This is a genomic window from Streptococcus sp. DD04 (genome assembly GCF_001578725.1).
Taxonomy (GTDB): Bacteria; Bacillota; Bacilli; order Lactobacillales; family Streptococcaceae; genus Streptococcus; species Streptococcus sinensis.
The window spans coordinates 184,220-191,050 of the sequence record NZ_KQ968979.1 but is presented as its reverse complement, the minus strand read 5'-3'; the positions used below and the strand labels follow the sequence as shown (position 1 = coordinate 191,050).

Annotated in this window: 7 protein-coding genes; all 7 read left to right on the top strand. The window is 43.2% G+C overall.

Annotated elements, in window-relative coordinates; genetic code table 11:
• Positions 1–39 precede the first annotated feature (39 nt).
• Positions 40–660: a hypothetical protein gene (locus STRDD04_RS11530; RefSeq protein ID WP_231853918.1), complete on the top strand. Its 621-nt coding sequence runs from the start codon at positions 40–42 to the stop codon at positions 658–660.
• A 78-nt stretch (positions 661–738) separates the two neighbouring features.
• Complete coding sequence (locus tag STRDD04_RS07870) at positions 739–1,578, top strand: hypothetical protein (RefSeq protein WP_062201273.1); 840 nt, start codon at positions 739–741, stop codon at positions 1,576–1,578.
• A 108-nt stretch (positions 1,579–1,686) separates the two neighbouring features.
• Complete coding sequence (dapD, locus tag STRDD04_RS07865; protein WP_062201270.1) at positions 1,687–2,385, top strand: 2,3,4,5-tetrahydropyridine-2,6-dicarboxylate N-acetyltransferase; 699 nt, start codon at positions 1,687–1,689, stop codon at positions 2,383–2,385.
• Between the two features lie 89 nt (positions 2,386–2,474).
• Entirely contained in the window at positions 2,475–3,608 is a 1,134-nt protein-coding gene (locus tag STRDD04_RS07860) for an N-acetyldiaminopimelate deacetylase (protein ID WP_062201267.1), read from the top strand.
• A gap of 20 nt (positions 3,609–3,628) precedes the next feature.
• Positions 3,629–4,165 carry a 5-formyltetrahydrofolate cyclo-ligase gene (locus STRDD04_RS07855; protein ID WP_062201264.1) on the top strand — a complete coding sequence of 179 codons (537 nt, stop codon included), beginning with the start codon at positions 3,629–3,631 and terminating at the stop codon, positions 4,163–4,165.
• Positions 4,149–4,832, top strand: a complete 684-nt coding sequence (locus STRDD04_RS07850) for a rhomboid family intramembrane serine protease (RefSeq protein WP_062201262.1) — start codon at positions 4,149–4,151, stop codon at positions 4,830–4,832. The genes STRDD04_RS07855 and STRDD04_RS07850 overlap by 17 nt, the downstream gene beginning before the upstream one ends.
• A gap of 311 nt (positions 4,833–5,143) precedes the next feature.
• A partial coding sequence (locus STRDD04_RS07845; RefSeq protein WP_156469077.1) for a C69 family dipeptidase occupies positions 5,144–6,831 on the top strand: 1,688 nt, incomplete at its 3' end.

Sequence of the window (6,831 nt, the reverse complement as noted above, 5' to 3'; positions counted from 1 at the left end):
AAAGGTAAAAGATAAAGAAAAGCTGCAGATATTTCTCGTATGTTAGACTCATATGGTAAGGATCAAGATTTAAAATCTGATAATCGTCCAGAATGGATTGCTAAAAAAGAAGAGTATCAGTTTCATATTACCTATGATGATATTACTTCTTTGTTCTCAGACTTCACTTCATCGGTTCCAAATCTGACAAAGGTTGACGAGGTGGTTGCAAAGTTAGGGAAAGCTGAGTCTGGAAAAGAATTGGATCAAGATGACCCAATCAAGACGATAGCTTTAGACTATTCACAAGCAGGGACGGAAGCGAAAGTTAGCCTTTCTTTTAAGAGCCATTTTGGTTCTTCTGAAACTCCTAAGTTACAGTCCCTAAAATGTACGCATCTCAGTAGTGCGCAACTGCCTAACCGAAATGCTCAGCTCACTCGTCAAGATCTTTCTGGTATAGAGAATGGGAAGACCTATCAGGAGATTGTCAGTCAGTTGGGACTTCCAGAGCGCCTCGATTGGAATGGGGGAATCTTGAGCTATACCACTTTATCGATTTCTTATCGTTTGGAGGATGGCCAGGAGGTTAGTTTTTCTTTTGAAAAAGATGACACTCAGAGCTATCGACTGAAAGACAGCTCAGGTTTGGCAAGCGAAGCAGGAGAAGCGGGTGCTTAGTAGCGCTTATCTAGCAGGAAAATCAGCCGTTTGTAGAAAGGTAATGAGCAATCAAGTTTTTAGTTGATAGGTGAAAAGGTGAAAGATAGAAATTTAGAAGCATTGAGGCGGGAGCATAAATCCAAGTTTAAAGCCAGAAACACTTCGTCGGTCAAGAATCAGCGGGAAAGGGGAGGAGCTGACCTCGAACAGACAAAGGCTTTATCCAAACCAATTCATAAAACGAAGTCTAGGAAACTAAAGGTATCACAAAAATCCCCTTTTTTCAGGGTAGTGAGTGCTGTCGCCCTGCTAGGTGTTGTGATAGGACTACTCGTCCTAATTGGGAATTGGACAAATTCTCACCGAAAGAATGAGTTCATAAGCACAGAATCAAAATATACTTCTCCAGATGCTAAATCTTTGGATTGGGAACAAATGGATTTTATAAACTACACTATTGAAGAGGATGAAGATAAAAATATTACAGTGTCTGACTTTGTCAAACGGTATGGGTTAGCTAAAAGCAGCGAAGATATGACAATGGGGCAGAAAGATAAATTATTGTCACTTACTTACACTCTAGCGGGAGGGGGATTTGCGTTTTTTCAATTTTGGGATTTTGGTTCAGGTCTACATCTTGCTAGCGTTACTTACTATACAGATAAAAAAGAAGAGTTGTCAGATGAGGAACTTTCCTTTCTTAAGGAATTGAAATCAGACCCAGAAAAAGGAATGAGTGATCAAGGAATCCTAGAATATTTGAGGCCTCCAAAAAGTTACACAAAAATAGGCATTAAGGGTTATTACTCTGTGACCATGGTCTACAAAGTATTAGATAGTACTTACTACTATTTAGAATTTTCAGAGGGTAAGGATGGGAACCTGCATTTGAAAAATATACAAGTCTCTGAACAGGAGGTAATAAGTCCTTCCTAAGAAAGTCAAAACGAAACGACTGAATTGTGTTATAATAGAGAAATAAAAGAGATAGGAGAGGGAACTTTCCTCTCCCAACAAAGATAGAAAGAACAAAGAGGTGAAGCTATGTCTGCTATTAAAATGAACGCTCAAGAAATTATCAAATTTATCGCTGAAGCTAAGAAAAAGACTCCTGTCAAAGTAACCTTTAACGGGGAATTGCACGGTTCGATTCCGTGGTCTGTTGTGAAATTAGGCAATGTTCTTTTTGGAGACTGGGAAGAAATTAAGCCACTCCTAGTGAACTTAGAGGAAAATAAGACCTATGTCGTAGAGCAGGATGCCCGCAATTCAGCAGTGCCACTGTTGGACAAGCGCGCCATCAATGCCCGCATTGAGCCGGGTGCCATTATCCGTGACCAAGTCGAAATTGGTGATAATGCTGTCATCATGATGGGAGCAGTCATCAATATCGGTGCGGAGATTGGTGCTGGAACCATGATTGATATGGGTGCTATTCTGGGCGGCCGAGCTATTGTCGGCAAAAACAGTCATGTCGGTGCTGGAGCTGTTCTGGCGGGAGTCATTGAGCCGGCTAGTGCTGAGCCAGTTCGGGTTGGAGACAATGTGCTGATTGGAGCCAATGCAGTTGTGATTGAAGGTGTACAAATTGGCAGTGGTTCCGTTGTTGCGGCTGGTGCGATTGTGACCCAAGATGTTCCAGAGAACGTAGTGGTTGCTGGTGTTCCGGCAAGAGTTATCAAGACTATTGACGAGAAGACACAGCAGAAGACAGCTCTGGAAGACGCACTTCGCACACTTTAATATTGCATAAACAAGAGTGCCGCGCCCGAAGTTGATTGGGCGCGGTCCGACATTTATCTGGTTTGACAAGACCATAAAGGAAAGAAACGATGCTTGATTATCTAAAAATTCGCCGTGATTTGCACCAGATACCAGAAATCGGTCTGGAAGAATACAAGACCCATGCTTACTTGATGCAGGTCATTGATGGACTGACAGCAGGTCTAGACTTTGTGGAAATCCGAACTTGGCGGACGGGTATTTTGGTCTTTATCAAGGGAAGTTCACCGGATAAGACGATTGGCTGGCGAACAGATATTGATGGTCTTCCGATTGTGGAGGATACAGGACTGGACTTTGCCAGTACCCATGAAGGCCGGATGCATGCCTGCGGACACGATATGCACATGACGGTTGCCCTAGGCCTGCTGGAGCAAGCTGTGAGCACTCAGCCTACCCACAATCTGCTCTTTCTCTTTCAGCCTGCAGAGGAAAATGAAGCTGGCGGTATGCTCATGTATGAAGACGGTGCCTTTGGCGACTGGCTGCCAGATGAATTTTACGGTCTCCATGTGCGACCGGACCTCAAGGTCGGCGATATTGCCACTAACAGAGGAACGCTTTTTGCTGGTACCTGTGAAGTTAAGCTGACCTTTAAGGGGAAGGGAGGCCATGCGGCCTTTCCTCATGAAGCCAATGATGCCTTGGTAGCGGCTAGCTACTTTATCACCCAGGTGCAGACCATTGTCAGCCGCAATGTCGATCCTATCGAGGGAGCGGTTGTAACCTTTGGTTTGCTCCATGCTGGCACGACCAACAATGTCATTGCAGAAACGGCCTTTTTGCATGGCACCATTCGGACTCTGACTCAGGAGATGAACCTCTTGACCCAGAAGCGCTTACGGGAAATAGCAGAGGGCCTAGCCCAAAGTTTCGGTCTGGAATTGGACTTGGAGCTTAAACAAGGCGGCTATCTGCCTGTGGAAAACCATCCTGATTTGGCAGACGAATTGATGGACTTTTTCCAGAAGGAAGAAGGAGTGCAGTTGATTGATATTGCGCCGGCTATGACAGGTGAGGATTTCGGCTATCTGCTCAGTAAGGTAAAGGGTGTCATGTTCTGGCTGGGAGTGGACAGTCCCTATGCCCTCCATCATCCCAAGATGACACCGGATGAGGCAGCACTGCCCTTTGCTATTGAAAAGATTGGGAAATTCCTAGATTATAAAATCAACGAAAGATAAGGAAAGGGTGGACGAGCTGCATGAAAAAAGAGCTGAGACAAACTGTACTGAACCAGATGAAGAAACTGTCAGGAAAAGAAAAAGAGCAGGCAGATAACTGGCTGACCCAGCGCTTGCTCAGTTCAGCAGCTTATCAAAAAGCTCAGGTTATCGCTACCTATCTTTCTATGCCGCATGAAGTCGCTACTTTAGCTTTTATCAAGCAGGCTCAGTTGGATGGCAAGCGGGTTTTAGTGCCCAAAACCTATGGCCAGGGTCGGATGATATTTGTGGACTATGATGAAAGTCGCCTGCAAAAAAGCTCTTTTGGCCTGCTGGAGCCGATGAGCGAAGAGGCTGTGGAGAAGACGGAGATTGATCTGATTCATGTGCCGGGCGTGGTCTTCAATTCTCAAGGCTTTCGGATTGGCTATGGCGGTGGGTACTACGATCGCTATTTGGATGATTATGAGGGGACGAGTGTCAGTACCATTTATCAAGTCCAGCAAGCGGATTTTACACCAGCCCAACATGATGTCGCAGTAAAGGAGTTAATCATGTATGAAACAAATCTATGATAGAGATTATCCAGTGACAAGCACTTTGCTTATAGCAACAAGTCTTGTCTTTGTCTTGATGATTCTTTCTTACGGTTTTCAATACAGCAATTCAGAAGCCTTGTATCGCTTTGGAGCTGTGCACGGTTATACTATTCAAGCTTTTCCGGAGCAGTTTTGGCGGGTTTTTGCTGCCATTTTTATCCATATTGGCTTGGAGCATTTTGTGGTCAATATGCTAACGCTCTACTTCCTTGGCCGACAAATCGAAGCCATCTTTGGTTCTTTGAAATTCTTGATACTTTACCTGATGTCGGGGGTGCTGGGAAATTTATTTGTTGTCTATTTTTCACCCAACAGTTTAGCAGCTGGCGCTTCTACCTCGCTTTTTGGACTTTTTGCTTCGATTGTCGTGCTTCGTTATGCTACGCGAAATTACTATCTCCAGCAGTTGGGTCAATCCTATATGAGTCTGCTCGTTGTCAACTTAATCATGAGTTTTTTGCCGGGAATTAGCCTTTCAGGTCACTTGGGCGGTCTAGTCGGCGGAGCTTTAGGGGCTGTAATTTTACCAGTGTCAGGAGAGCGCTATGCTTTTAGCAAGTCTCAACGGTTTTTAGCACTGGCAGCCTACCTTGGATTAGCAACTATTCTGATTTTTCTGAGCTTTCAACGACCAATTTTTTAAGAAATGAACTCAAATACCGCTTTAAAAAAGCGGTATTTTTTATAACTGCGACTTTTGATAGAGTAAGGATTTTTAATTCTTAGAGATTATAATATTTTATAAATTTTGCTTTTACTTGATTCGCGTACATATAAATGAGCAAACGCTTTGAAAGCTTTTATTTTTTTGTGTATGTTTTCTCTATTTTTTATCTGTAAAGCGTATAAATAAACATTTTTGAAAGCGCTTGCAAAGGCGGAATGAAAAGGGTATACTATGATTGATGAAATAAAGGAAGTTTAGGACTTTCAAAAAATAAAAAGGAGTTAACGATGAAGAAGTTAACGTTCAAAGTTGTCATTGCTATAATGGTAATTCTCTTGTTGCCTATTCAGGCTGTTCAAGCCTGCTGTGGTTTCATTATTGGTCGACAGTTGACCAAGGATGGAACGACACTTTTTGGTCGGACAGAAGACTACCCTTACTATCCAAATGGCGGGAAACACAACAAAAACTATGTTGTTGTAGATGCGAAAACCTATAATGAAGGGGATCAAATCCAAGATGAGTCCAATGGTTTCACTTATCCTCACGCTGCCAGCGAGATGAGATATACAGCGACCTATGACTCTGCTCGAGGTGATGGTAGTAATGGAGCTTTTGGGGAACATGGCTTTAATGAAGCTGGTGTTTCTATGACGGCAACTGTTTCAGCTAGTCCCAATAAACAAGTATTGGCAACAGACCCTCTAAAAGCGGATGGACTTCCAGAAGCAGCCATGCTGGACGTGATTTTACCTCGTGTGAAAACAGCGCGTGAAGGGGTTGAATTACTGGCAAAAGTGATCGAGGAAAAGGGTTCGGCTGAAGGCAATATTGTTGTCTTTGCAGACCAAAACGAGACCTGGTACATGGAAATCCTTTCTGGACATCAATATGTAGCCGTGAAGGTACCAGAAGATAAATATGCAGTATTTGCCAATACCTATTATCTTGGTCATGTAGATTTGACAGATACGGAAAATGTCATTGCGTCAAAAGATGTTGAAAAAGTAGCCAAAGAGTCTGGAAACTATCAAACAGATAAAGACGGAAATTTCCACATTGCCAAATCATACGGACCTGCTAAATATGCTGAAGGAGATCGTTCTCGGACCTATGCAGGGATTACTTTGCTAGATCCAAAAGCAAAAGTGACGTATGAAGACGATGAGTACGAACTTTTCCGCTCACCAAGTGATCTAGATAAGAAGTATACTTTGGAAGATGCCTTTGCTTTCCAACGAAACCGTTTTGAACACTTGAATGGACGCTTTGTACCAGATGATCAAATTGGTGTTAAAAAACAAGGTGATGATGGAAGCAAGGATGAAGTGCGTCAAGATCAGTATAAATATGCGCTTGGAAATGAAAATGTTATTGATGCCCATGTTTATCAGATCAATCCAAATCTACCAAAGACATTTGGTGGGACTGTCTGGCTAGGCTTGGGGCCTTCTCGGAATACTCCGTACGTTCCATTCTATGGGAATGTGAAGGATACTTATCAAGCCTTTAAACCTCGAACAGAAACCTATGATCCGAATTCTTGGTATTGGACTGTTTGGCACATTGACCAAATGGCGATTAACAACCAAGATCTCTTTGGAAAATCTATCCAAAATCATTGGAAAGCGCTCGAAGAACAGTTAATGATTGAGCAGAAAGTTAGTGATGCTAAATATGCAGCTTTGAAAGCAGATGAAGCAGCAGCTAAGGATGCAGAAGATCAGGTAACAACAGAAGCTTTGGCACGCTCAGAACGTCTCTTTAAGCAATTCAAACAATATGAAGCAGAGTTGTCTGCAACCTTGAAAGAAGCTGGAAGAACAGATGATCCGTATCGGGCTTCGCTTCCGGATGATTACAAGTATCCAGCAGATGAACCGAAACCGACAGAACCAAGTACAGAACCAAGCAAGGACGAGCCGAAGCCGACAGAGCCAAGCAAGGACGAGCCGAAACCGACAGAACCAAGTAC

Bases quoted from the DNA above. Each gene is read 5' to 3' on its own strand.
- STRDD04_RS07850 (WP_062201262.1), top strand. From the start codon at position 4,149: ATGAAACAAATCTATGATAGAGATTATCCAGTGACAAGCACTTTGCTT.
- STRDD04_RS07860 (WP_062201267.1), top strand. From the start codon at position 2,475: ATGCTTGATTATCTAAAAATTCGCCGTGATTTGCACCAGATACCAGAA.
- STRDD04_RS07855 (WP_062201264.1), top strand. From the start codon at position 3,629: ATGAAAAAAGAGCTGAGACAAACTGTACTGAACCAGATGAAGAAACTG.
- STRDD04_RS11530 (WP_231853918.1), top strand. From the start codon at position 40: ATGTTAGACTCATATGGTAAGGATCAAGATTTAAAATCTGATAATCGT.
- dapD (WP_062201270.1), top strand. From the start codon at position 1,687: ATGTCTGCTATTAAAATGAACGCTCAAGAAATTATCAAATTTATCGCT.